This is a genomic window from Alloyangia pacifica, assembly GCF_900116195.1.
GTDB lineage: Bacteria > Pseudomonadota > Alphaproteobacteria > Rhodobacterales > Rhodobacteraceae > Salipiger > Salipiger pacificus.
The window spans coordinates 193377-216541 of the sequence record NZ_FOZW01000013.1 but is presented as its reverse complement, the minus strand read 5'-3'; the positions used below and the strand labels follow the sequence as shown (position 1 = coordinate 216541).

Sequence of the window (23165 nt, the reverse complement as noted above, 5' to 3'; positions counted from 1 at the left end):
TTTTTCATGTTTCGACCGCGGGTTTCGCCGATGACCGGCCACGGTTGCGCGCAAGTCCGCGGCGGGGCAGAAAGTCCCCCGAGTTCAGTCCTTTCCCGTTCCTCCCGCGTCCAGCCCCCGGAGCCTCCCCATGACCGAAACCGTCACCCTCTCCGACGCCGATCTCATGCTCACCGTCGCCCCGCTCGGTGCCGAGATGCAGAGTTTCTCCAGGGCCGGGCAAGAACTGCTCTGGCAGGGCGACCCGCAGTGGTGGTCCGGCCGCGCCCCGATCCTCTTTCCCATCGTCGGCCCCGCGCCCGAAGGCCGCCTGCGCATTGCCGACTTCGAGGCGGAGATGGGCCAACACGGATTTGCCCGGCGTCGCAGCTTTTCGCTCGAAGAACGCACCGCAACCTCCTGCCGCCACGTGCTGACCGACGATGAGGCGACGCGGGCGCAGTATCCTTTTGCCTTCCGTCTGGCGATCACCCACGCGCTGGAGAGCGGCACGCTCAAGGTGACCGCCGAGGTCAGCAACACCGGCGATACGCCGCTCCCCTTCTGCCTCGGCTTCCATCCCGCCTTCGCCTGGCCGCTGCCCGGCGCCGAGGGGCGGCCGCACGGCGTGACGCTGGCCGATGGCGCCGAGCCGGCGCTGGCCCGGCTCGAGGGCAGCCGCCTGCCCGAGACCCGCCTGCCCTCGCCCTTCAGCAAGGGCGAGCTCACCCTCGCCCACGCACAGTTCGAGGCCGACGCGATGATCTTCCCCGAGGGCGCGGGCACGGAACTCAGCTACGGCACCGAGGATGGCCCGCGGCTCGATTTCACCTTCGACAACCTGCCCTTCCTCGCCCTTTGGCAGAAGCCCGGCGCGCCCTTCCTCTGCGTCGAGCCCTGGCACGGGATGCACGCCCCCCTTGGCGGCTCGGCGCAGCTCTCGGAGCGGCCCGGCGCCCTCAGCCTCGCCCCCGGGGACAGCGCCAGCTTCGGCTATACCGTCACGCCCCACCTCTGATCGCTCGGCGCTGGCCTCACCGCCCGCGCTGCCCTATCAAGGGCGCAAACCTCTCAATCCAAAGTCCGACAAAGGCTTCCCATGACCCGCATCATCCAGTCGCTTTCCGAGATCTCGCAGAATTACGAGGCGGCCTTCGTCGACCTCTGGGGCTGCGTGCATGACGGCGTGAAGGCCTTCCCGGCGGCCATCGAGGCTTTGCGCGCCTTCCGCGCCCAGGGCGGCACCGTGGTGCTGCTGACCAACGCGCCGCGGTCCCGCCACGAGGTGGTCAAGCAACTCGAGGTCTTCGGCGTGCCCGAGGACGCCTGGGACAATATCGCCACCTCCGGCGACAGCGCCCGCGTTGCCATGTTCCGCGGCGAGGTCGGGCAGAAAGTGTACTTCATGGGCACCGAGTTCGACGAACCCTTCTTCGAGCCGATCAAGCTGCTGGAGAACCCGCTGGAGATCGAACGCGTGGCGCTGGAAGAGGCAGAGGGCATCGTCTGCTGCGGCCCGTTCGATGCGCAGGCCGATCCCTCCGAGCTGCGCCCGCAGCTGCTCTACGCCAAGCAGAAGGGCATGAAGCTGCTCTGCGCCAACCCCGACATCGTGGTGGACCGCGGCGAGACCCGGGAATGGTGCGCCGGCGCGGTGGCGCAGCTCTACACCGAGATGGGCGGCGAGAGCCTCTACTTCGGCAAGCCGCATCCGCCGGTCTACGACCTGGCGCGCCGCCGCCTCGCCGAGATCGACCGCACGGTCCCCGACAGTGCCATCCTCTGCATCGGCGACGGCATCCGCACCGACATCCTCGGCGCGGTGGGCGAGGACCTCGACTCGCTGTTCATCACCGGCGGGCTCGCAGCGAAGGAGACGGCGACGACCGAGCAGCCCGAGGCAGAGGCGCTCGAGCGCTACCTTTCCGAGCAGCAGATGGAGCCCACCTACTCGATCGGCTTCCTACGCTGAAAGGTACAAATTTCCCCCTTGATTTTCTGCGGTCGCGAAGTAATAAAATTACCAAGAGACGCCAAAATGGCGCCTATTTATTACCGGACCGCAGATCATGGAGGAGAAGATGCTCGACAACCTGCCCCGCGGGACGATCTGCATCGAGGACATCGAGATGGGCATGTCGCGCCACCTGCGCAAGCAGGTGACCGATCGCGACATCGCCCTCTTTGCCGAGGTCTCGACCGACCATAACCCGGTGCATCTCGACGACGCCTACGCTCAGGACACGATCTTCGAGGGGCGAATTGCCCATGGCATGCTCACCGCCGGGCTGATCTCGGCAGTGATCGGCGAACAGCTTCCCGGCCACGGCACGGTCTACCTTGGCCAGACGCTGAAATTCATCGGCCCCGTGCGTCCCGGCGACACGGTGCTGGCAGAGGTGACGGTGACCGAGATCGACTTCTCGAAACGCCGGGTGATGCTGGACTGCAAGTGCTCGGTCGACGGCAAGCCGGTGCTGGTCGGCGAGGCCAAGGTGCTCGCCCCCTCGCGCAAGTTCGACTGACCGGTCGCTTTTTCCATCCCGTCAAGGTCTTGCCCGATGGCCGGCCGCGCGTCATGCTGTCGCTGACCCAGCGGAAGGACTGACCCATGCCCCGAATTCTCGGCCTCTGCGGCAGCCTACGCGCCGCCTCCTACAATGCCGGCCTGCTGCGCGCCGCGATGGAGGTCGCGCCCGGGGAGTGCCCGGTTCTGCCCGGCTCGATCCACGAGGTGCCGCTGTTCAACGCCGACGACGAGGCCGCCGAAGGGCTGCCCGTGGCGGTAAAGACGCTGCAGGCGCAACTGGCCGAAGCGAGCGGGCTGCTGCTGGTCACCCCCGAGTACAACGGCGGCATCCCGGGGGTGTTCAAGAACGCCATCGACTGGATGTCCCGCGGCGAAGGCGGCAAGGCCTTCCGGGGCAAACCGGTGGCCCTGATCGGTGCCTCGCCGGGCGGCTTTGGCACGATCCTGTCGCAAAGCCACTGGCTTCCGGTATTGCGTCAGCTCGGCGCGCAGCCGTGGTTCGGCAGCAAGCTGATGGCGTCGCGGGCTGGAAAAGCCTTTGACGAGGCGGGAAACCTGACAGATGAGACCGTACGCGACCAGCTAACCGGTCTTCTGGCGAGCTTCGCCGCGACCCTGAAATAACCCATCAGATCGTCTTTACCAGGAGCACCCACTCCTCGAGGTCGCTCTGCCAGTTGCCATGCACGCAGGGCCGGCGTGCCGTCTCGGTGTAGCCCTGCCGCTCGTAAAGCCGCCGAGCGCCCTCGTTGTCACCGGCGACGATGATGCTCATGCGTTCCAGTCCCTCGGCACCGGCGATCTGCTCGGCCAGGCGCAGCAGGCCGGAGCCGAGGCCCATACCGCGATGCTCGGGAAAGCAGGCCAGCACGTTTACGTACCAGCTGCCCGGCGCCTCGTTCTCCAGCTCCTGCAGCGGTCGGAAAACGGCGGGCAGATCATCGGGCACCGGCTCCGGCGCGGCGTCGATCGGGTAGCCGGTCAGCGCGGCCACCGCGCCCGCGCCGAAATCCACGACCACGGCCTGCCCATCGCGGGTCCTCTCGGCCTGGCGCTGGCGCCCGACCTCCCAGGGGTCCTGGCCTTCCTCCGCCAGCTCGCGCCAGAGGTGCAGCGGCAGACCATTCCCGGCGAAATTCACCAGCTCCGCAAGTTCCTGTGCATCTTCCGGCGTGGCAAGCCGGTACGGCGGCGATAGGTCGATCATGTGCCAGTCCTCCCCTGATGGCTGGAAGATCAGCCTATCACGCCACTGCGACCCTGTCCTCCATGGGGCGACCGGCAAAATCTGTCGCCACGTCATTTGGGCCCAACTATAGACGACCGGTCTATTTTGACTATGTACCCCTCCATGACCGAGCCAAGCAAATCAGAAGCCACGCGCAAGAAAATCCTGACAACCGGACGCGAGCTTGTCCTGAAGGGCGGCTTCACCGGTGTCGGCCTGTCGCAGATCCTCAAGGAAAGCGGCGTGCCCAAAGGGTCGTTCTACTACTACTTCTCCTCGAAAGAGGCGTTCGGCTGCGCCCTACTCGAAGACTATGTGGCCGAATACCTCGAAAGCTTCGACGCGCTGGCGGAGACGCCGGGCAGCGCCGCTGACCGGCTTGCCACCTATTGGGACGGCTGGCTGGGCGCGGAAGCCGCGGACGGCATCGCCGGCCGCTGTCTCGTGGTGAAGCTCGCGGCCGAGATCGCAGACCTCTCGGACGACATGCGGCGGGTGCTCGACGAAGGCGTCTCCGACCTCGTCTCCCGCCTTGCCGCGCTGCTGACCGAGGGTGCCGACGAAGGCTCGCTGCGCACGCTCCCTGACCCCGAGGGCACGGCTTCCGGTCTTTATGCACAATGGCTCGGGGCGGCGATCCTGTCGAAACTCTCGCAGGATGAAGCCCCGCTGAGGCAGGCGCGCGCCGACACCGCGCGCCGGCTCTTTCCCGACATACCCTGACACGAACTTCCCGATACGAAGGACCCCAACATGCGTGCAGCCTATCACGACGTCTTCGGCGACCCCGCCGAGGTGATGCTCTTTGGCGAGATGGAGACCCCCAAGCCCGGCGCGGGCGAAGTGCTGGTCAAGACCATCCTGTCGCCGATCCACAACCACGACCTCTGGACCATCCGCGGCCAGTACGGCTACGTCCCCGAGCTGCCGGGCGAGATCGGCGGCTCCGAGGCGGTGGGCACCGTCGCCGCCGTCGGTGAAGGTGTCGACGAAGCCCTGATTGGGAAGCGCATCTCGGTGGGTGGCGTTCACGGCAGCTGGGCGGAGTATTTCATTGCCAAGGCAGCGACGCTCGTGCCCCTGCCCGAAAGCATCAAGGACGAGGACGCGGCGCAGCTCATCGCCATGCCGTTCAGCGCCATTGCCCTTCTGGACTCGCTGAAGGTGGGCAAAGGCGAATGGCTGGTGCAGACCGCCGCGAACGGCGCGGTCGGCAAGATCATGGTGAGCCTCGCCAAGGCGCGCGGCATCAATCTGCTGAACCTCGTGCGCCGCGCCGAAGCGGTGGACGAGCTGAAGGCGCTTGGCGCCGAACATGTGCTCTGCACCTCCGACGAGGGCTGGCTCGACGCTGCCAAGGCGCTGATGGGCACGCAGGGCGCGGTGTCGGCCATTGACTCCGTGGGGGCCGAAATGGGGCTGGCGCTGGCCGCGCTGCTGGGCCGCGACGGCGAGTATGTGGTCTTCGGCACCGCCACCGGCGCGCCGCTGCAACTGCCGAGCGGCGAGATGATCACCAAGCACCTCGCGGTGCGCGGCTTCTGGGCCGCGCGGGTGTTCGGCGAGATGGACGGCGAGACCCAGCTGCGCCTGCTGACCGAGCTGGTGACGTTGGCGGCTCAGGACAAGCTGGCGCTCGACGTTGGCGGCATCTTCGAGCTGGAGCAGGTCGCGGAGGCGATGAAGGCGGCTCAGACCCCGGCGCGCAGCGGCAAGATCATGCTCCGCGCCTGAGCCCGCAGAGCCCTGCTGAACGCCCGGGCGAAAAAAAAGCCCCCCACCGTTTCCGGTGAGGGGCAGGTCCCACAGGCCGGGGAGTGCGGCCCGTGGCGGGGAAGAGTGCGCGATCAGAGGAAGGCCTGCGCCACCATGGCCGAGCCCACGTAGGTGCCGGTCATCACCAGCACGGCCACCACGGCGATCTTCCAGCCCGAGGTCTTGGCGATCTCGATCTCGCGCTTGGCGATCGCGATGCCCGCATAGGCAAGGCAGGGCGTGGCAAGCGTCAGGAAGTTCACATGGCTCACCTTGTCGAGGATCCAGGCGCTGCCCGGGGTCCAGGGCATGGTGGCGAGGATGCCGACCAGCGAGATCCAGGCGACCGAGGGCAGCTTGAACGGCACGAACTTGGTCAGCGCCATGCCCACCATGCACATCACCCACAGGATGATCAGCCCCACCAGCCCCTGCGGCACGGTGTGCTCGGTCGCCACGGTGTTGCCGACAAGGGCAATCACGCAGACCACCGCCAGCGCCGCTGCATGGGCACCGAGTCCGAGCTTAGGCTCTTCGGTCAGGTCGATGTCGTCAGTACGGATGTCGCTCATGGCTCAGGCTCCGGCGTTGGTGGGCTCTTTGCGGCCCAGCAGGTCGTAGAGTTTCTCGGTCAGCGGCAGCGCCACGAAGACGCAGAGGTAGAGACCGGTGGCATAGGTCAGCACGTTCGACGCGCCGGCGAGCGCGAGGATCTGCTCTTCCATGTCCGGTACCGCATGCACCAGAGCACCCGAACAGGCCGCCATCATGCTGCCCGAGCCGATGCCGCAGGCCATGGCCAGCGCCTCGACCGAAAAGGCTCCGGTGGTGGCGAGGATCGAGGCGAGGATCGCGAAGATGAAGGTGCCGAACAGCGTGCCGATCACGTAGACGCCCATGACGCCCGCGCCTTCCTGGCTCTTCAGACCGTACTTGTCGGCGATGATCGCGATGTTCGGCTCACGCGCCACGGAGAAGCAGGCCCCGATGGACTCGCGGCCCATGCGCAGCACCAGAACGGCGACCGGGAAGGCCAGCACGATGGTGCCGAGGTTGCCCAGCTCCTGCAGGATGAGCGCCGGACCGGCGGCGATGATCTGCTCCATCGACGGGCCGATGATCGTGCCGAACTTGGCAATGAAGGGCATGATCGCGATGACGATCAGCGGCGATGCGGCATGCACCTCGCGGTCGCGGATCAGCGCGCGGGCCCCGGAGATCACGTTGGGGTTGATCAGCAGCCCCAGCACGAAGGCGTAGAGCAGCGGCAGCAGCAGGATCGAGCCGATGCCGATCGGAACCGCGATAACGCCGATTGCCTCGGCGATCACGGTGATGACCAGCACGCTGCCGTGCAGCCGCCAGTCAAGAAGGATGTCTTTTATTGGCATGAGGGACCTCTCTGTTGACGCCCCCATTCAGGGTGGCGCATTGGCCGGGACCGGGCAGCTACCCGGTCCGCGGCGGCAGGAAAAGGTCAGCGAAAAGCTGACCTTGGGGAAGCATCAACCCGGTGCGTAGCCGAAGCCCTGCGCGGGGTTGGCCGCGGTCTCGACCCAGACGGACTTGGTCTGGGTGTAGGCGGCCAGCGCCTCGCGGCCGGACGAGCGGCCATAGCCCGAGCGGCCGAAACCACCGAAGGGCGACATGACGTTGATCGTCTTGTAGCTGTTGACCCAGAAGGTGCCCGCCCGGACCTCGGCCGCCATGCGGTGCGCCCGGCCGACGTCCTGCGTCCAGACTGCCCCGGCAAGCCCGTAAGGCGTGGCATTGGCCAGCGCGATGGCTTCTTCCTCGGTGTCGAAGGGCAGCACCGAGACGACCGGGCCGAAGACCTCCTCTTTGGCGATGGTCATCTGCGGGGTGACCTGATCGACCACGGTGGGGGCAAAGAAGTACCCGCCGCTTGCCGCCAGCGCCGCGGGTTTCGCGCCGCCGCTGGTGATCTCGGCGCCCTGCGCCACGGCCTCGCGCACCATCTCGTCGATCTTCGACCACTGCCGCGCGTTGTTCACCGGGCCGATCTGCGTCGCCGGGTCCATCGGCGCACCGACCGGGATGTTGCCTGCCGCGACGCTCAGCTTCTCGACCATCTGCGCATGCACCGAGCGGTGCACCAGCAGGCGCGAGCCCGCCACGCAACTCTGGCCGCACGAGGCGAAAATCGCCGCCTGCGCACCGATGACGGCGCGGTCGAGATCGGCATCGCCGAAGACGATGTTCGCCGACTTGCCGCCCAGTTCCAACACCGAGGGCACCAGCCGCTTGGCCGCCGCACCGGCGATCTTGGTCCCTGCCTCGGCGGAGCCGACGAAGACCACCAGCGCCGTCGCCGGGTTCTCGATCATCGCCTGGCCCGAGCCCGGCCCGTCGCCCGCGATGACGTTGACGAGACCCTTGGGCGCGCCCGCCTTCTCGCACAGGATCCCGACCACGATGGACGACAGCGGCGTCAGTTCCGAGGGCTTGATCATCACGCCGTTGCCCGCGCAGATCGCCGGGGCGACCTGCCAGCAGCAGGTGAAGAGCGGCGCGTTCCACGGGGTGATCTGGCTGACCACGCCGAGCGGCTCGTGGCGCGTGTAGTTCAGATGGGTCGAGGGCACCGGGATCACGTCGCCGGTGATCTTGTCGCACCAGCCGGCGTAATATTCGAACATCTCGGCCATGCGCGCGGGCTCGCCGGTGGTGTCGCGGATCGGACGCCCCGAGGAGAGCGCCTCGAGCTCCGACAGCGCGGCGGCATTGGCACGCAGCTGGCGGCCGATCTCGAACATGATGCGACCGCGTTCCGAGGCGGTCTTGGCGAACCATTCCTTCTGCGCCCGGGTCGCGGCCTCGGCGGCCTGCGCCACGACCTCGGCACCCGCGTCCCTGTAGCGGGCAAACACCTCGCCCGTTGCCGGATCGGTCAGCTCCAGCGCGTGGCCGGTGCCCGGCACCAATGCGCCGCCAACGAAAGATTGCACCTCGGAGGAGCCCGTGAGGTCCTTCAGCAGCTCGGCCACGCGGGCCGCGGTATCGATGATGTCCTTGGCCATCACATCTTTTCCTTCTGGCTCAGGCGGTCCACCGCGGGATCGCCCATATGCATGAAATCGTCGGTGTCCTTGAGCCCCGAGGTCTGCTCGGCCCAGAGCTCCGCCACCAGATCGGCAACCGGCATGGCGCAGCCGACGCTTTGCGCCAGCTCGCGGGCAAGCCGCACGTCCTTGCGCATCAACCCGGTGCTGAACCCGCTGTCGAAGCTGCGCGGCAGCACCCAATTCGGGAAATGGATCTCCGAGATGGCACTACGCCCGGTGGCCGAGTTGATCACCCGCAGCGCATCTTCGGCACCGACGCCGGCCGCTTCCGCGAGCCGCAGCGCCTCGAGCGTGGTGACCATGTGACTGGCGACCAGCATGTTGTTGACCAGCTTGGCGACATTGCCCGCGCCGCTGGGGCCGACGTGCAGGATCTTCGCCGCCATCGCCTCGAGCGCCGGCATCGCCGCGCCAACCCATTTCTCATCACCGCCAAGCATCACCGAAAGCTGCCCCGACGCCGCGCCCGAGGGGCCACCGCTGACCGGTGCGTCGAGGAAGCCGTGTCCGTCTTCGGAAAGCGCCGCCGCGAGCTTGCGGCTGACTTCGGCTTCGGAGGTAGAGGTGTCGATGATCACCTTTGCCGCTCCGTCCGCATTGAGCAGCCCGGCGCCCCGTGCCGCCGCGATCACGGCTTCCACATGCGCCGCCGTCGGCAGCGAGAGCACGATCACCTCTGCCGCGGCGAAGACCTCTTCAGAGCTGGCCTTGGGCGCGATGCCCGCCCCGCGGGCGCGGTCCTGCGCAGCAGGGGCCGGATCGTAGCCCGCCACCTCGAACCCGGCGCGGACAAGGCTCGACGCCATGCCGAAGCCCATGGCCCCAAGTCCGATCACCCCGGCCCGTTTGCCTGTATCTGTTGCCATGTGATCTCCTGTCTCTGTGCGTCGCCCGCCACGTTCGGCAAGCGTTTCGAGCAGCTAACCGGAGAGGCGGCGCTCACAGATAGGGGTCACGTTGCGCACATTGCGTTGCTCTGAAAGCAACGCGCAGGATCACGCGCGGAAGGCCACCATGCGGTCCGACAGAAAGCTGGCGACCAGTTCCACCGACTTCGGCAGGCGGCGGCGCGCGCGCACCATGAGGTGCGTGCTGACCCGGTGCAGCGCCGGCTCGTCCAGCTCGACCACCGCCAGATCACCGCGATCCGCCTGAATCGACGCCGAAAATCTCGGCAGGAAGGTCACCCCCATGCCAGCGCTCACGTAGCGGATCAGCAGCGCGATCGAGGCGGTCTCCACGTGCACCCGCAGTGCCAACCCATGGTCGGCCGCGACCTGCCCGACGAGGTGACGAATGGCATGGCGGCCGTCGAGCATGGCGACGGGATGCTCCAGCACCTCGGCCAGCCCGACGCTCTGCCGTCCGGCCAGTGATGAATTCGCGGGCACAACGGCGCAGAGCGGCTGCCGTCCCACGGCCAGCGAGCGGGTCGCCTCGGTCACCAGCGGGTTGTAGGCGATTCCGATATCCGCCTCGCCCTCGACCACCCGTCGCTGCAATTCCCCGGTGCCCGCGTGGTCGATGGAAAAGCGCAGGTCGGGCTGCAGCCGGCTCAGCTCCGACAGGCCGTTCTCCATCAGGTCGGCGGTGAACCCCTCGCCAAGCGCGATACGCACGGTCTGCGTGCGACCAGCGCGGTAGCGGCCGATCTGGTCGAGCAGGAAGGTCTGCTCGTCCTGCAGGTGCAGCGCGTGTTCGCGCAAGAGCTCCCCGGCCTCGGTCACCGTGACCCCCTTGGAGCTGCGCTCGAGCAGCGTCACCCCGAGCCGCGCCTCGGCCTCGGCGATCTTGCGCGAGATCGCCGAGGGAACCACGTTCAACCGCTCCGCCGCGCGGCGGATCGACCCCTCCTGCGCAACCGCAAGGAACTCGCGCAGGAAGCGGCTGTCGAGCGCGTCCATCAGCCCCGTGTCGCGCGGCGGGCGAGGCGCACCCAGAACTCCGCCCCGGCAGGCAGCACCGCGTCGTTGAAGTCGAACTTCGCCGAGTGCAGCCCGGGGTTATCGCCCTCGCGCGCCGCCCCAAGCCAGAGGTAGGCGCCGGGGACCTCATTCAGCATGAAGGCGAAATCCTCGGAGGCCATGCTCGGGCCGGTCATCGCGGTATCGAGCCCCATCTCCGCCGCCACCTCACGGGCCAGTGCGGCCTCGGGGGCGGTGTTGATCGTCGCGGGGTAGCGGCGCTGGTAGTCGATATTGGCGGTGCAGCCCTGTGCCGCGGCCTCGGCAGTGGCGACGCGGCGGACGCGCTCCTCGATGATGTCCCCGGCCTCGGCGCCGAACCAGCGGCAAGTGCCGCTCAGCACGGCGCGGTCGGGGCAGACGTTGTAGGCCGAGCCGCTGTGGATCTGCGTGACCGAGACCACGCCCGGTTCCAGCGGCGAGAGCGCCCGGGCGGGGATCTCCTGCAACGCCGCGGCGGTGCGCCCGGCGGCGGCAATCACCCCGTCGGACTGCTCGGGCATGGCGCCATGGCCGCCCTTGCCGAGGATCTCGATGTCGAAGACCGAGAAGGCCGCCATCATCTTGTCGTCCCGTGCCACGAAGCGCCCCGGCGCGAGGCCCGGCCAGTTGTGGATGCCGAAGACCTTGTCGACCGGGAACTGGGTGAAGAGCCCCTGCTCGACCATGACGCGCGCGCCGCCCTCGCTTTCCTCGGCGGGCTGGAAGATCAGCGTGACGGTGCCCTGCTCGACCCCTTCTGCCGCGATCTGCCGCGCGGCAAGCAGCAGCATAGCGGTATGCCCGTCATGGCCGCAGGCGTGCATCTTGCCGGGGATCGTCGAGGCATGGGCTGCGCCCGTCGCCTCGTTGATCGGAAGCGCGTCGATGTCGGCGCGCAGACCGATCACCGGCGCGCCCTGCCCCATCTGCGCCACGACGCCGGTGCCAGCAAGGCCCCGGTGCACCCGCCAGCCCCAGCCGGTGAGCAGCCCGGCAATCATCTCCGAGGTGCGGTGCTCCTCGAAGCCCAGCTCGGGGTGGCGGTGCAGGTCATGGCGCCAGGCGATGGCTTCGGCGATATGGTCTTGGTCGAACATGGGGTCTCCTTGCGGGCGCGCGGCGCGCGCGGTGTTGCGTCGGGGGGTGGGTCAGGGCGCTTCAGGCGCCTCCTGGAAGGTCAGCAGGATGCCGCCCAGCCGGGCGGGCTCGGTGAGGACGAGCGTGCCGCCGATCTCGCGATGGGCAAAGTCGCCGGCGGTGAGGAAGGGACGGACGCGCTCCAGCGCACGGCAGGCGACGTCGAGCGAGATCACCGAGGGCGCGCCATCCGGAGCAAGCTCCTCGGGCAACGGACCGAAGAAGGCCCGGGCGGCGTCACGGCTCAGGACGCGCCAGTGTCCCTTGCCGGTGGTGACGGTGAAGCCCCAGCCGGTCCCGGTTATCGCCTCGGGGCCATGGAGCGTGGCGAGCCAATCCTTCACGGCAGGCTGATCCTGTGGCTCGGCGAGGATCGTCGCCGAGACGAAGCCATGCGCGCCGTTGGGGTGGTCCATCCACTTGGGGAACTCGATGAGATCGCGCCGGTGCTGCTGGCAGGCGAACATCGACAGGCGCGGCAGCCCCTCGCGGGTGAAGATCTTCAGCGTGGTGGCGGTCCGGTCGGGCGCGCCGTCGTCGCGGATCACCTCGCGGCCGAATTCGATGGTGCCCGCGCAGTGACCGCCACGCGCGACCACCGCCGCCTCATCCGCTGCCGCATCGCTGGAGTTGAGCGCCGAGAGCGGCACGCCTTCGCGCTCTTGGAGCCATTTCTGAACATGTCGCCCGAAGCGGAAGTCACCCGCCGCGTAGCCGTCGAGCAGGCTCTCGTCACCGATCCCCACCAGTTCCAGCAGCTGGTTGCGGAAGATCACCAGCGCCGTCGAGGTGCCCCAGGGGTGCATGCCCGGTGGCTTCATCAGGAACCCGAGCGACAGATAGGTCTCGCGCGCGGCGTCGAGGTTGCGCAGGCAGACCAGGGGATGATCGATCCCGAGCGAAGTCACGCACCCGCTCCCTTCAAATCCGCCAACGCCGTGAAGCCCGCGAAGCGCCCCGCACCCCGATCGGTGGCGCGCGGTCCGGTGACCACGTGGCCAGGCGGCACATCCTTGGTGACGATCGCCCCGGCGGCAACGGTCGCGCCCGCCCCGACCTCCACCGGCCCGAGGATCAGCGCGCCTGCGCCGACCACTGCACCCCTGCGCAGGGTGGGATGCCGCCCCTCGCCCATATCGACGAAGTTCGAGCCAAGCGTGACGCCGTGCCAGAGGCTCACGTCCTCCTCGATCACCGAGGTCTGGCCGATCACCAGCCCGAGACCGTGGTCGAACCAGACACCCCGGCCGATCTGCGCCTGCGGCCAGATCTCGACCGAGAGCGCGCGGGTGAACTGCCCCTTCACCGCCAGCGCGAGGCTCTCGCGCCCGGCGCACCAAAGCGCCCGGCTCAGCCGGTAGGACAGCAGCGCATGGTAGCCATTGGCGAAATGCAGCACCGCTGCCGCGCCGCCGGGCTGCGCGTCGCGCGCCGCGGTGGCCAGCAGGTCGTCAAGCGCCAGTTCCAGAGTTTCGGTGTCATGGCCGAAAACCTCGGCCGCCAGCCCGCGCAGCCAGGCCCGTGCCATGCCCTCCGGCAGGCAGGCGGACAGCGCCGCGGCGAGCAGCTCGGCCGGGCTGGTGATCTCGGCCGGGTCGTAGCCATAGAGCACGACGAGCCCCGGCTCGGCAGCGAACATCTCGCGCACCGCGGGCAGCAGGCTCTGCATCAAGGGATTGGACATGCGGTCTCTCGTGCTTGTCTCGGGAACGTGCGGAGCGGGTCTGCGGCCGTTGCAGCAAAGCTGCACCGGCAGGGGTGGTGCGCACAAGTGCAGATATGTGCCGCCCGCGTTGCCCTGACAAGAACAGGGCACGTGTCCGGCACGGCGGCAACGCTGCATACAGGGCGCAGTCCTGCCTAGATCCCCAGGCCGGGAGCCACGGCCCCTTGACCTTCGGTCCGCCGCCGCGTTTCTCCGGCGGGCGGCCCTCGCGCACGGCGCGGCCCGGTCCGCAGCTTCCACGCCTCGCCGCCCATGCCGCCCTGCAGGAAAGAAACCCATGGACTACCTCACGCTTTTCGCCGTCATCGCAGCCGCCGGCGCGGTGGCCGGGATCATCTCGGGCCTTCTGGGGGTCGGCGGGGGGATCATCCTCGTGCCCGCCTTCTACTATGTCTTCACCGGGCTCGGATATCAGCCCGAGCAGCTCATGCAGATCTGCGTCGCCACCTCGACGGGCACGATCATCGTGACTTCGCTGCGCTCGGTGACATCGCACCACAAGCGCGGCGCGGTAAGCCTCGAGCTGATCAAGGGCTGGGGCCCGTTCATCGCCATCGGCTCGGTGCTCGGCGTGCTCGCGGCCACGGTGCTGCACAGCGATCAGTTGCTGATGATCTTCGGCGTCATCGGCGTCTGTCTCGGGCTCTATATGCTGCTCGGCAAGAAGAGTTGGAGGCTCTCCGACACGTTGCCGGGCCGCGGCCTGAGCGCCCTCTACGGCGGGATCATCGGCTTCTTCTCGGCGCTGATGGGCATCGGCGGCGGCAGCTTCACCGTGCCGCTGCTGACCGCCTACAACGTGCCGCCGCATCGCGCCGTGGGCACCTCGCCCGGCTTCGGCCTGCTGATCTCGATCCCCGGCTTCATCGCCTTCCTGCTGACCGGCTGGGGCATCACCGGCAAGCCTCCGGGCACCGTGGGCTACGTCAACCTGCCCGCCGTGGCACTGATCATGGTGACCTCGCTGATGACCGTGCCGATCGGGGTGAAGCTGGCCCACAGCCTGAGCCCCGCCCGGCTGCGCCTTGTCTTCGCGCTCACCGTGCTGGTTCTGGCGGGCAACATGCTGCGCAAGGCGCTGATGGGGTGACCCTTTTCGAGGCGGCCTCTCGCCGCCTCAACCCTGCTTCAGCCGCGCGTCCAGCCAGTCGGCAAAGGCCCGCGCCGCGGGCACCGTGTCGCGCACGGCGATGTAGTAGCCCTCGCGCGGAGCGAGGCTTCCGGGATGCGCCGGCACCAGCTGCCCCGAGGCCACCGCGTCCCGTCCGAGCAGCGCCGTGACCAGCGCGACGCCGCTGCCGCCCGCCGCGAGCTGCAGGGCCATGCCGTAGGAATCGACGTAGAGCCGCGGCCGCAACGCCCCCAGCCCATGCGCCGCGCCGAAGGCATCCCAGCCCACCGAGGTGCCCACGGATTCGATCAGCGGCAGGTCTTCGAGCTTGCCTTCCAACATTGGTGACTTCAGCGCCACCAACTCGCTCGGCTCCAGCGGCAAGGCGCTCTGCCCCACCTGCCGCTGAGAGCCGAAACGGATCTCGACATCTGCCATGGCGCTCTGGAAGTCATCCGGCCAGATGGCACTGGCAAAGCGGATGCGCACCTGCGGGTGGCGGCGGTGGAAGTCCCGCAGATGCGGCGCGATCACCCAGCTCGCCACGCTGACCGAACTGGCGACGGTCAGCAGCTCCGCCTCGGGAGGGCCATCGAGCGCCAGCGTCGCCGCCTGCAGCATCTCCAGGGCCGAGCCCACCTGCGGCATCAGCTTGCGCGCGGCGTCGGTCAACGCAAGCCCGCGTGGCTTGCGGGTGAAAAGCTCCGTGCCGAAGCGCGTCTCCAGCGCCTTGATCTGCTGGCTGACCGCCGATTGCGTCATGCCGAGTTCGTCCGCTGCGGCGGTGAAACTGAGGTGCCGGGCCGAGGCCTCGAAGGCGCGGAACCAGGCGACGGGCGGAAGGGATCGGGGCATGTCACACCTCTATTAGTCTAGCTAATGGATAAGCCCTTGTTTTCCACGTTTGTCAAAACATGCATTCCGGAAAATCATGAATATAGCGAACAGGAGTGGGTGCATGCAGCCGGAAATACGCAAAATCGTGACTTATGACGAAGAGGTACTGATCGAGGGCTTTCGCCCCGCCGAGACACCCTGGCGCATGTTCGCCGTGGCCGCGGTGGTGCGCAATCCCTGGGCCGGGCGCTACGTCGAGGACCTCAAGCCCGAGATCCACGCCTACGGCCCGGTGCTGGGCGAAATGATGACCGAGCGTATGATCGCACTCGCCGGCAGCGGTGCCGCCATCGAAGCCTATGGCAAGGCGGCGGTGGTCGGCCTTGACGGCGAGATCGAGCACGCCTCGGGTCTCATCCACACGCTGCGCTTCGGCAACCACTACCGGCAGGCGGTCGAGGCCAAGAGCTACCTGGCCTTCACCAACACGCGCGGCGGGGCGAACGCGCCGATCATGGTGCCGCTGATGGACAAGAACGACGCCGGCCGGCGCTCGCACTACCTGACCATCCAGTTCTCCATCCCCGACGCACCGCGCGACGACGAGATCGTCGTGGTGCTCGGCGCCGCCACCGGGGGCCGCCCGCACCACCGCATCGGCGACCGCTACCAGGATCTGAAGGACCTCGGCCATGACCTGGACAACCCGGCCGCGGTCTGACCTCGGCGGCGGGCTGGCGGGGATCCTCGCGGGCGATACCGGCCCGCGCATCCTGCTGATCCACGGTGTTGGCCTTCGCGCCGAGGCCTGGGGCGCGCAGCTGGATGCGCTTGCCGGAGGCTGCCAGGTGATCGCGGTGGACATGCCGGGGCACGGTGAGAGCGAGGGTCGGAACGAGAGCAGCCTCGCGGATTTCGCCTCGCGCATCGCCGACCTGCTGGACCGGCCGACGCTGATCGCCGGGCACTCCATGGGCGCGATGCTCGCCGCGGAACTGGCGCGACGCGCCCCCGACAAGGTCGCCGGCATCGCCTGCCTCAACGCCATCCACCGCCGCAGCCCAGAAGCGCGGCAGGCCGTGGCGGAGCGCGCGGCGCAGCTGGACGGGCGCGGCACCGGCGATCCCGAGCCGACGCTCACACGCTGGTTCGGTGCGGCGGAAAGCCCCGCGCGTGCAGCCTGCCGGGACTGGCTGACCCATGTCGATCCGATGGGCTACCGCGCCGCCTACCGTGTCTTCGCCGCCGAAGACGGTCCCGCGGACGACACCCTGCGCGGCCTCGCCTGCCCCGCGCTCTTCATGACCGGCGAGCTGGAGCCCAACTCCACCCCCGCCATGTCACACGCCATGGCGGGGCTCGCCCCGCAGGGCCGCGCCGTCGTCCTGCCGGACGCCGCCCACATGATGCCGATGACCCATGCCGACGAGGTCACCGCCGAACTCACCCGCCTTGTTGAGGCGAGCCTGTAACCCAAGCCAAAAGGAGCTGAGCCATGGAGTTCTCCCTCTTCGCCCATATGGAACGCCTCACCCCGGACCAGCCCCACGAGGTGCTGCACGAGGAGTTCATCTCGATCTGCAAGATGGCCGACGAGGGCGGCATGCGCGCGATCTGGACCGGCGAACACCATGGCATGGAATTCACCATCGCGCCCAACCCCTTTCTGTCGATCGTCGACCTGGCGCATCACACGAAGAACGTCCGCCTCGGCACTGGCACGGTGATCGCCCCCTTCTGGCACCCGATCCGGCTGGCCGGAGAGGCTGCGGCCACCGATCTCATCACCGGCGGGCGGCTCGAGTTGGGCATCGCCCGCGGCGCCTACAGCTTCGAGTACGAGCGGATGATGCCCGGTCTCGACGCGGCGCAGGCGGGCGCGCGGATGCGCGAGACCGCGCCGCTGCTGCCACAGCTCTGGGCCGGAGACTGCACCCACGCCGGGCAATTCTACAGCTTCCCCGCCACCACCGCCGTGCCCAAGGCTTTGCAGGACGGCGGTCCGCCGATCTGGATCGCCGCGCGCGAGGAAGCCAGCCACCAGTTTGGCGTCTCCGCTGGCTTCAACATCCAGGTCACGCCGCTCTGGCAGGGCATGGAGGAGATCACCGCGCTGAAATCGCGCTTCGACGCCGCCCGCGCCGAGAACCCCGGCCGGAGCCCCAAGATCATGCTGCTGCACCACACCTATGTCGGACGCGACGAAGAGGACGTGGCGCAGGCCGCCCGCGAAATCTCGCGCTACTACTGCTATTTCGGCGCCTGGTTCCAGAACAAGCGCCCGGTCCGCAACGGGCTGATCGAAGCGCTGAGCGAGGAAGAGATCGCCGGCAACAACCTCATGGCCCCGGAGAAGCTCGCCCGCGATCTGACCATCGGCACCAAGCAGGAGGTGATCGACAGGATCCGCCGCTACGAGGACATGGGCTACGATGAATTTTCCTTCTGGATCGACACCGGCATGAGCCACCAGCGCAAGCGGGACTCCCTCGCGCGCTTCCTAGACGACGTTCTGCCCGCCTTTGCCTGAGGACTATTGATGACCGACCTCCCGCACTACCAACTCTACATCGATGGCGCCTTCTGCGAGGGCGCGAGGGCGCAACGGCAGCAGACCGAGAACCCCGCCACGGGCGAGGCCTGGGCCAGCTTTGCCTGCGCCGCGCCCGCCGACGTCGAGCGCGCGGTGACCGCCGCCCGCCGGGCGCTCGACGACCCCAAGTGGCGCGACCTCAGCCAGACCGCGCGGGGCAAGCTGCTCTACCGGCTGGCCGATCTGGTCGAGCGGCACGCGCAGGAACTTGGACGCCTCGAGACCACCGACAGCGGCAAGCTGCTGGCCGAGACCGCCAGCCAGACCGCCTATGTCGCCGACTACTACCGCTACTACGCCGGGCTTGCCGACAAGATCGAGGGCGCGGTGTTGCCGATCGACAAGCCGGACATGCATGTCTTCACCAAGCCTCTGCCGATCGGCGTGGTCGCGGCGGTGGTGCCGTGGAACGCGCAGATGTTCCTCACCGCCACCAAGCTCGGCCCGGCGCTGGCGGCGGGCTGCACCGTGGTGCTGAAGGCCTCGGAAGTGGCCCCCGTGCCGATGCTCGAATTCGCCCGGCTTATCCACGAGGCGGGCTTCCCGCCGGGCGTCGTGTCGGTGATCACCGGCGACGCCAAGGGCTGCGCCATCCCGCTCACCAGTCACCCCGACGTCGACCGCATCGCCTTTACCGGCGGGCCCGATACGGCGCGCCACGTGATCCGCAACTCGGCCGAGAACTTCGCGGTCACCACGCTGGAGCTGGGCGGAAAGTCCCCGATCCTCGTCTTCGAGGACGCCGATCTCGACGGCGCAGCCAACGCGCTGATCGCCGGCAATTTCGGCGCCTCGGGGCAGAGTTGCGTGGCCGGATCTCGGGGGCTGGTGCAGCGCAGCATCTTCGAGGCGCTGGTCGCGAAGATCACCGAAAAGGCGCAGGGCATCGTGGTCGGCGATCCGCTGGACGGCGGCAGCCACATGGGGCCGCTCTGCACCCGGGCGCAGGTGGAGCTGATCGGCAGGACGCTGTCCGAAGCACAGGCACAGGGCGCGACGCTGCGCTTCGGCGGCGCGCCGCTGGACCGGCCCGGCAACTACATGGCGCCGACGCTGGTGGACTGTCCCTCGCCCGAGATCGCCACGCTGCACACCGAGATGTTCGGCCCGGTCATGTCGCTGCTGCCCTTCGACACCGAGGAAGAGGCGATCGCACTGGCCAATGACAGCCTCTACGGTCTCGGCTCGGGCGTCTTCACCCAGAACCTCGCGCGTGCTCACCGGGTGTCGGGGCGGCTGCGCGCGGGCATCTGCTGGGTGAACACCTACCGGGCGATCTCGCCCATCGCGCCCTTTGGCGGCTTTGGAGATTCCGGCTACGGACGCGAGGCGGGGATGGAGGCCATCAAGGACTACACCCGCACCCGCACCACCTGGATCAGCACCTCGGCCGAGCCAATGGCGAACCCTTTCGTGATGCGGTGAGATGGGAGCCGGGCGCGGCTCTGCTAGAACGCGCCCGGTCTGCCCCTTAGCCCCAGGTCGGGTGGAACTTGCCGCCCGGTGAGAGGGTGAAGATCTCGACCCCGTCGGCGGTCACGCCGACCGAATGCTCGAACTGCGCCGAGAGCGACTTGTCGCGGGTCACCGCGGTCCAGTCATCGGCCAGCACCTTGGTCTCGGGACGGCCGAGGTTCACCATCGGCTCGATGGTGAAGAACATGCCCTCTTCGAGCACCGGTCCGGTGCCGGCGCGGCCGTAGTGCAGCACGTTGGGCGCGGCGTGGAACACCCGGCCGAGGCCATGACCGCAGAAGTCGCGCACCACCGACATGCGCTGCGCCTCGACGTAGCTCTGGATCGCGTGGCCGATGTCGCCGAAGGTGTTGCCCGGTTTCACCGCCTCGATGCCCAGCATCAGCGAATCGTGAGTCACCTGGATCAGCCGCTCGGACTTCCGCGAGAGCTTTCCGGCCACGTACATGCGGGACGTGTCGCCGTACCATCCGTCGACGATCACCGTGACGTCGACGTTGAGGATGTCGCCATCCTTCAGCTTCTTGTCACCGGGAATGCCGTGGCAGACAACGTGGTTGATCGAGATGCAGCTGGCGTGCTGGTAGCCCTTGTAGCCAATGGTCGCCGAGACCGCGCCCGCCTCCTCCACCGCGTTGCGGATGAAGTCGTCGATCGCTCCGGTCGTCTGGCCGGGTTCGACCAGCGGCGCGAGATCGTCGAGGATCTTCGCGGCCAGCGCACCGGCCTTGTTCATGCCGGCAAAATCGGCGGGTTCGTGAATGCGGATGCCGTCGCGGGTGAGACGGCCGCTCGTGTCATTTCGCAAGACGGGGCGCTCCATGGGTCTCTTCCCTTCAATACTTAATGCGTGTTGCGTTCCATTGCCAGAGGATGGCAGGGGAACGCAATGGCATGTCCCTGCGTTAGGTCCCGCGATGCGGGCCTGATGCGCACCATGTCACCCGGAGCCCGCTCCGAAACCGCCTGAAGGGGATCAGGCCAGACCCAAACCAAGTCGCACCGGTCGCAGCGGTGCGCAAGACGGGCAGCCCCGGCGCAGACCCGCAGAAAAGGAACATTGAGGGACAATGGACAGTATCAACGAGGTCTTGAACACCGACATCTACAACGGCACGTCGCTCTCGGACGTGTTCACGCTGGATTTCCTGGCCAGCATGCTCGGCAACGTCGTGGCGGCGATCCTGCTGCTGCTGGTCGGCCTGTTCATCGGGCGCTGGGTCAAGGGCCGGATCACCGCCATGTCGGCGCGCAGCGCCCGGCTGGATGACACGCTCTTCAACTTCCTGGGCAATATCGCGCGCTACGTGGTGCTGATCTTCACCACGCTGATCGTGCTCAACACCTTCGGCGTGCAGACGACCTCGATCATCGCCGCGCTGGGTGCCGCCGGCCTCGCCGTCGGCCTTGCGCTGCAAGGCACGCTGTCGAATGTCGCCGCCGGCGTGATGATCATCGTCTTCCGCCCGATCAAGCTCGGCGATTTCATCACCGTGGCGGGGGTCTCGGGCACGGTGAAGGACATCACGCTCAACACCACCGAGCTTGCCAGCCTCAGCAACACGCAGATCATCGTGCCGAACTCGGAGGTCTGGGGCAATGTCATCGAGAACTACTCAATCTACAAGACACGCCGGGCGGAATGGACCTTCGGTGTCGGCTACGGCGCGAACCTCGCCACCGCAGAGCGGGTGATCCGCGAGACGATCATGGCCGACGAACGGTCGATGACCGATCCCGCGCCCTTCATCCAGGTCAACGCGTTGAACGACAGCTCGGTCGACTTCCTGGTGCGGGTCTGGGTCGCCAGCGGCGATTTCTTCCAGTTCCAGGCCGACATGAAGCGCCGGGTCAAGGAAGCGCTCGACGAGAACGGTGTCGACATCCCCTTCCCCACCCGCACGCTGCACATCACGCGCGACGAGGAGGAAGAGGCAACGGCCCTCGCGGAGCCGAAGTCGCAGCTGGTCTAAGCCGGCGCTTACATGACATGAGCGGTGGATGGGGGCTCTGCCCCCGTCCGCTGACGCGGACTCCCCCGGGATATTTCGACCATGTGGAAGCCCGCAGGGACGCGGGCGGTCAGGGCGTCCGGAAGGGCAAAGGATCGCCGAGCGTGATTTCTTCCGGCGATATCCGGCAACCGAGGGCGATCACCTCCACACCACTTTGCACGGCGCGCGCGAAGGCGGTGGCATAGGCGGGGTCGATGTCCCCCGCGAGGGTCACCTCCTCCGCATCCGTCCGCTGCACGAGATAGAGCATCACCGCGCGATGCCCCAACGCGACCATTGCCGAAAGCTCCGCGAGATGCTTGGCGCCGCGCGCGGTGACGCTGTCCGGGAACTCGGCCAGGCCCGGGCGGCGCGAGAGCGTCACCGATTTCACCTCTACGTAGCAATCGCGGCGTCCGTCGCCGGCAAGCAGGAAGTCGATGCGGCTCTTCTCGCCGTATTTCACCTCGGGGCGCAGCGTGTCGTACCCCTCGAGGCCCGCCACCTGCCCCGCCTGCAGCGCCGCGCGCAGCACGCGGTTGGGCACGCCGGTGTCGACACCGGTGAAGGCGCCGCTTTCATGTTCGATCAGCCGCCAGGCGTATTTCAGTTTCCGCTTCGGATCGTCATTCGGCTCGAGCCAGATTTTGCTCTCCGGCTCGGCCATGCCCAGCATGCTGCCCGGGTTGGCCACATGGGCGGTGATCTCTGTGCCGTCCTCGAGCCGGCAGTCGGCGAGGAAGCGCTTGTAGCGGCGCAGCAGGCGGGCGGGGATGAGCGGGGTTTCGAAACGCATGGTCCGAGCTATAGCGGCGGGTGCACCACGCGCAAGCGCGGGGTCAGCGGCGACCGGCCACCACCACCTCGCAGCCCCAGTCAGCGCAGGCAGCGGCCAAGGAGGCCGGCAGGGGCTGGTCGGTGAGAAACTTGTCGATCTCTGCCAGCGAGGCGATGCGCGCCGGGGCACTGCGGCGGAACTTGGTGTGGTCGGCGACGAGGAAGGTGCGGCGCGACTGGCGCAGGATGGCGCGGCTGACGCCCACCTCCTGGAGGTCGAAATCGAGGATGTCGCCCTCGGCATCCAGCGCCGAGCAGCCGATGACGGCAAGGTCGAACTTGAACTGCCGGATGCTCTCGGTCGCCAGCGCGCCGATCAGCCCGCCATCGGTGCGGCGCAGGCTTCCGCCGCTGACCAGCACCTCGCAATCGGGATTGGCGACGAGGATATTGGCGACGTTCATGTTGTTGGTGACCACCATCAGCCCCTTGTGGTGCAGGAGTTCGCGCGCCACCGCCTCGGTGCTGGTGCCGATATTGAGAAACAGCGAGATGCCCTGCGGGATGTGTGCCGCGCAGGCGCGGGCGATGGCGGTCTTGGCCTCCATGTTGAGGTGGCGCCGTTCTTCGTAGCCGATGTTCATCGTGCCCGAGGGCAGCACCGCGCCGCCATGCACCCGTTCCAACCGCCCGCCGTCGGCCAATTCGCTCAGGTCGCGCCGGATGGTCTGCAGCGTGACGCCGAAATGCTGCGCCAGCCCCTCGACGGTCACCTTGCCGTCGCGGCGGGCGATCTCGAGAATTTCCGGGTGGCGCAGGGATTGGGACATGGCTGTTCGGTTTCTTTCGTTTTCGTCTTCACTGACCGTAAGGAACCCGCAAACGCGCCCATGATCCAGAGGTTTATATGCTGCAGACGCGAAATCTGCGGTGAGCATGACATGTGAAGCACAGGATTTTTCGAGGAAATCTTGATTCTCAGGCGATACG

The 23165-nt window shown here is 67.8% G+C and carries 25 protein-coding genes; 12 read left to right on the top strand and 13 right to left on the bottom strand.

The window, feature by feature from the left end; all coding sequences use genetic code 11:
• The first annotated feature begins 130 nt into the window (after positions 1–130).
• From BM397_RS23680 to BM397_RS23665, 4 genes are all read left to right on the top strand, one after another.
• A complete protein-coding gene (locus BM397_RS23680; RefSeq protein ID WP_092428837.1) occupies positions 131–997 on the top strand; it encodes an aldose 1-epimerase family protein in 867 nt (288 codons plus the stop codon).
• Between the two features lie 81 nt (positions 998–1078).
• On the top strand, positions 1079–1951 hold the full coding sequence (locus BM397_RS23675) for a TIGR01459 family HAD-type hydrolase (protein WP_092428839.1): 873 nt from the start codon (positions 1079–1081) through the stop codon (positions 1949–1951).
• Between the two features lie 109 nt (positions 1952–2060).
• The gene (locus BM397_RS23670) at positions 2061–2504 is read left to right on the top strand and encodes a MaoC family dehydratase (protein ID WP_092429217.1); all 444 of its coding nucleotides are present in this window, start codon (positions 2061–2063) and stop codon (positions 2502–2504) included.
• 86 nt (positions 2505–2590) lie between these two features.
• Positions 2591–3133 carry an NADPH-dependent FMN reductase gene (locus BM397_RS23665; protein ID WP_092428841.1) on the top strand — a complete coding sequence of 181 codons (543 nt, stop codon included), beginning with the start codon at positions 2591–2593 and terminating at the stop codon, positions 3131–3133.
• 4 nt (positions 3134–3137) lie between these two features.
• On the opposite strand, the gene BM397_RS23660 is transcribed toward BM397_RS23665, so the two are convergent.
• On the bottom strand, positions 3138–3716 hold the full coding sequence (locus BM397_RS23660) for a GNAT family N-acetyltransferase (protein ID WP_092428843.1): 579 nt from the start codon (positions 3714–3716) through the stop codon (positions 3138–3140).
• Between the two features lie 144 nt (positions 3717–3860).
• Between BM397_RS23660 and BM397_RS23655 the strand changes: the two genes are divergently transcribed.
• Together BM397_RS23655 and BM397_RS23650 are read left to right on the top strand one after the other, a co-directional pair.
• Positions 3861–4460, top strand: a complete 600-nt coding sequence (locus tag BM397_RS23655; protein WP_092429219.1) for a TetR/AcrR family transcriptional regulator — start codon at positions 3861–3863, stop codon at positions 4458–4460.
• A gap of 30 nt (positions 4461–4490) precedes the next feature.
• The gene (locus BM397_RS23650) at positions 4491–5471 is read left to right on the top strand and encodes a zinc-binding dehydrogenase (protein WP_092428845.1); all 981 of its coding nucleotides are present in this window, start codon (positions 4491–4493) and stop codon (positions 5469–5471) included.
• 113 nt (positions 5472–5584) lie between these two features.
• Here the strand turns inward: BM397_RS23650 and BM397_RS23645 are convergent, their stop codons facing one another.
• The 8 genes from BM397_RS23645 to BM397_RS23610 all read right to left on the bottom strand — a co-directional run bounded on the left by BM397_RS23645 (position 5585) and on the right by BM397_RS23610 (position 13345).
• Positions 5585–6064, bottom strand: coding sequence for a hypothetical protein (locus BM397_RS23645; RefSeq protein ID WP_092428847.1), 480 nt, complete (start codon positions 6062–6064; stop codon positions 5585–5587).
• Positions 6065–6067: 3 nt separating this feature from the next.
• A complete protein-coding gene (locus BM397_RS23640; RefSeq protein WP_092428849.1) occupies positions 6068–6883 on the bottom strand; it encodes a DUF3100 domain-containing protein in 816 nt (271 codons plus the stop codon).
• A 114-nt stretch (positions 6884–6997) separates the two neighbouring features.
• The gene (locus BM397_RS23635; protein ID WP_092428851.1) at positions 6998–8533 is read right to left on the bottom strand and encodes an aldehyde dehydrogenase family protein; all 1536 of its coding nucleotides are present in this window, start codon (positions 8531–8533) and stop codon (positions 6998–7000) included.
• Positions 8533–9444, bottom strand: a complete 912-nt coding sequence (locus BM397_RS23630) for an NAD(P)-dependent oxidoreductase (protein ID WP_092428853.1) — start codon at positions 9442–9444, stop codon at positions 8533–8535. Before BM397_RS23630 ends, BM397_RS23635 begins: the two co-directional genes overlap by 1 nt.
• A gap of 129 nt (positions 9445–9573) precedes the next feature.
• Positions 9574–10482 carry a LysR family transcriptional regulator gene (locus BM397_RS23625; RefSeq protein ID WP_092428855.1) on the bottom strand — a complete coding sequence of 303 codons (909 nt, stop codon included), beginning with the start codon at positions 10480–10482 and terminating at the stop codon, positions 9574–9576.
• Positions 10482–11621, bottom strand: a complete 1140-nt coding sequence (locus tag BM397_RS23620; protein WP_092428857.1) for a M20 aminoacylase family protein — start codon at positions 11619–11621, stop codon at positions 10482–10484. Before BM397_RS23620 ends, BM397_RS23625 begins: the two co-directional genes overlap by 1 nt.
• Before the next feature lie 51 nt (positions 11622–11672).
• Positions 11673–12569: a VOC family protein gene (locus BM397_RS23615; RefSeq protein ID WP_092428859.1), complete on the bottom strand. Its 897-nt coding sequence runs from the start codon at positions 12567–12569 to the stop codon at positions 11673–11675.
• Positions 12566–13345, bottom strand: a complete 780-nt coding sequence (locus BM397_RS23610) for a serine O-acetyltransferase (protein WP_092428861.1) — start codon at positions 13343–13345, stop codon at positions 12566–12568. The genes BM397_RS23615 and BM397_RS23610 overlap by 4 nt, the downstream gene beginning before the upstream one ends.
• 319 nt (positions 13346–13664) lie before the next feature.
• Here BM397_RS23610 and BM397_RS23605 point away from each other — a divergent pair, with 319 nt between their 5' ends.
• On the top strand, positions 13665–14477 hold the full coding sequence (locus tag BM397_RS23605; protein ID WP_092428863.1) for a sulfite exporter TauE/SafE family protein: 813 nt from the start codon (positions 13665–13667) through the stop codon (positions 14475–14477).
• Between the two features lie 27 nt (positions 14478–14504).
• Here BM397_RS23605 and BM397_RS23600 read toward each other — a convergent pair whose 3' ends face one another.
• Positions 14505–15353, bottom strand: coding sequence for a LysR family transcriptional regulator (locus BM397_RS23600; protein WP_092428865.1), 849 nt, complete (start codon positions 15351–15353; stop codon positions 14505–14507).
• A 103-nt stretch (positions 15354–15456) separates the two neighbouring features.
• Between BM397_RS23600 and BM397_RS23595 the strand changes: the two genes are divergently transcribed.
• The 4 genes from BM397_RS23595 to BM397_RS23580 are packed head-to-tail and all read left to right on the top strand — an operon-like array spanning position 15457 to position 19353.
• Complete coding sequence (locus tag BM397_RS23595) at positions 15457–16056, top strand: amino acid synthesis family protein (protein WP_092428867.1); 600 nt, start codon at positions 15457–15459, stop codon at positions 16054–16056.
• On the top strand, positions 16028–16807 hold the full coding sequence (locus BM397_RS23590) for an alpha/beta fold hydrolase (protein WP_092428869.1): 780 nt from the start codon (positions 16028–16030) through the stop codon (positions 16805–16807). Before BM397_RS23595 ends, BM397_RS23590 begins: the two co-directional genes overlap by 29 nt.
• Before the next feature lie 23 nt (positions 16808–16830).
• Positions 16831–17865, top strand: a complete 1035-nt coding sequence (locus tag BM397_RS23585) for an LLM class flavin-dependent oxidoreductase (RefSeq protein ID WP_092428871.1) — start codon at positions 16831–16833, stop codon at positions 17863–17865.
• Between the two features lie 9 nt (positions 17866–17874).
• Complete coding sequence (locus tag BM397_RS23580) at positions 17875–19353, top strand: aldehyde dehydrogenase (RefSeq protein WP_092428873.1); 1479 nt, start codon at positions 17875–17877, stop codon at positions 19351–19353.
• Positions 19354–19399: 46 nt separating this feature from the next.
• Here the strand turns inward: BM397_RS23580 and map are convergent, their stop codons facing one another.
• On the bottom strand, positions 19400–20227 hold the full coding sequence (gene map / locus BM397_RS23575; protein WP_092428875.1) for a type I methionyl aminopeptidase: 828 nt from the start codon (positions 20225–20227) through the stop codon (positions 19400–19402).
• A 247-nt stretch (positions 20228–20474) separates the two neighbouring features.
• Between map and BM397_RS23570 the strand changes: the two genes are divergently transcribed.
• The gene (locus tag BM397_RS23570; RefSeq protein WP_092428877.1) at positions 20475–21377 is read left to right on the top strand and encodes a mechanosensitive ion channel family protein; all 903 of its coding nucleotides are present in this window, start codon (positions 20475–20477) and stop codon (positions 21375–21377) included.
• Between the two features lie 109 nt (positions 21378–21486).
• Here the strand turns inward: BM397_RS23570 and sfsA are convergent, their stop codons facing one another.
• Together sfsA and BM397_RS23560 are read right to left on the bottom strand one after the other, a co-directional pair.
• The gene (sfsA, locus tag BM397_RS23565; protein WP_092428879.1) at positions 21487–22194 is read right to left on the bottom strand and encodes a DNA/RNA nuclease SfsA; all 708 of its coding nucleotides are present in this window, start codon (positions 22192–22194) and stop codon (positions 21487–21489) included.
• Positions 22195–22237: 43 nt separating this feature from the next.
• Positions 22238–23005: a DeoR/GlpR family DNA-binding transcription regulator gene (locus BM397_RS23560; protein WP_092428881.1), complete on the bottom strand. Its 768-nt coding sequence runs from the start codon at positions 23003–23005 to the stop codon at positions 22238–22240.
• Positions 23006–23165 lie beyond the last annotated feature (160 nt).